Origin of the sequence: Gilvimarinus sp. 2_MG-2023, from assembly GCF_030547685.1 — a bacterium.
Taxonomy (GTDB): Bacteria; Pseudomonadota; Gammaproteobacteria; order Pseudomonadales; family Cellvibrionaceae; genus Gilvimarinus.
On sequence record NZ_JAUOQM010000006.1, the window covers coordinates 33,317 to 34,855 of the forward strand.

A 1,539-nucleotide genomic window follows, 5' to 3' on the forward strand; every position below is an offset into this window, starting at 1 on the left:
GCATTCAGCATTCAGCATTCAGCATTCAGCATTCAGCATTAGCGTGTCCCGTAAACCACCATAGTTTTACCTTTCACATCCACCAAGCCTTGCTCTTCTAGGGTTTTTAGAACGCGGCCTACCATTTCACGAGAGCAGCCGACAATGCGGCCAATTTCCTGACGGGTAATTTTAATCTGCATGCCGTCGGGGTGAGTCATGGCATCCGGTTCTTTACACAAATCGAGCAGGGTGCGGGCCACACGACCGGTAACATCCAAAAAGGCCAGGTCGCCGACTTTACGGGTTGTTTTGCGTAAGCGGCGTGCCATTTGTGTGCTGAGGGCAAACAGAAACTCAGGGTGATCTTCGGAAACTTCCTGAAATTTGCTGTAGCTGATCTCCGCCACTTCACATTCTGTTTTGGCGCGTACCCAGGCGCTGCGCGAGTCTTGGGTATCAAATAGACCCATTTCGCCAAAAAAGTCGCCGTCATTAAGATATGCGACGATCATTTCGCGGCCTTCGTCATCTTCGATCAGAACCGTGACGGACCCTTTTACGATGTAGTAGAGCGAATCGCTTTTATCACCGGCGTAAATAATTGTACTTTTGGCTGGATATCGACGACGATGACAACTGTTCAAAAAGTCATCGACATTGGTTATATGGGGCGTTAGTGAGACAGCGACCAAAGTGCAGCTCCTGAGAGTTATTACATGAATTAAATTTGGCTCATTATGCCGCGAATTAACGCTACTGCCAAATTACTGCATAAGGGCGTGTAAAGGATTGTGACCCAGTTGTACAGTATAACCATTAAAGTGCGAATAGCGAGTTAAGCTGGGATGAATTACACGACAAGTTCTGCCAAGTCGTTGTTTATGGTAGTCTTTGCGCCTTAATGATGGCCCTAAGGCCTTTGATTCAAATGTGTAGAGGCGAACAGATGCAAGCGACAGTTAAGTGGGTAGATGGGGCGCAGTTTTTGGGGGAGTCGGGCAGTGGCCACAGTGTAGTGATGGATGGGCCGGAAGATCACGGCGGGCGCAATACCGGTATTCGCCCGATGGAGATGCTACTGCTGGGTTTGGGCGGCTGTTCCAATTTTGACGTAATCAGCATACTTAAAAAAACTCGTCAAAACGTCGAAGACTGTCGGGTAGAGATTAGCGCCGAGCGCGCCGATGCGGTGCCGGCCGTGTTTACCAAAATCCATTTACACTTTGTGGTGTCGGGTCGCGAGCTGAAAGAAAAACAAGTGGCTCGTGCAGTTGAACTTTCGGCCACTAAGTACTGTTCGGCCTCAATCATGCTGGAAGGCGCCGGTGTGGAAATTAGCCACGATTATGAGATAGTTGAGAATAGTTGAGAAGCTAAACGGTTTTTAAGTGCGAGCCCTAGAGTATGGGAGTAGGCGAGCAGTGTAAAAGGCAGAACGCAGCACGCGGAAGGCTGAACGTATTACGCAGAACAGCTAAAAAAGGGCGGCTCCTTACCGGGGTCGCCCTTTTTTATGTCACTGCATATGAAGATGAAGGGCGATAATGCTTGACACCG

The 1,539-nt window shown here is 49.1% G+C and carries 2 protein-coding genes; one reads left to right on the plus strand and one right to left on the minus strand.

Features of this window, described 5'->3' with window-relative positions; translation table 11 throughout:
* Positions 1 to 38 precede the first annotated feature (38 nt).
* On the minus strand, positions 39 to 674 hold the full coding sequence (gene crp / locus Q4526_RS01605) for a cAMP-activated global transcriptional regulator CRP (protein WP_215974968.1): 636 nt from the start codon (positions 672 to 674) through the stop codon (positions 39 to 41).
* Positions 675 to 928: 254 nt separating this feature from the next.
* Here crp and Q4526_RS01610 point away from each other — a divergent pair, with 254 nt between their 5' ends.
* A complete protein-coding gene (locus tag Q4526_RS01610; protein ID WP_215974969.1) occupies positions 929 to 1,351 on the plus strand; it encodes an OsmC family protein in 423 nt (140 codons plus the stop codon).
* The last annotated feature ends 188 nt before the right edge of the window (positions 1,352 to 1,539 follow it).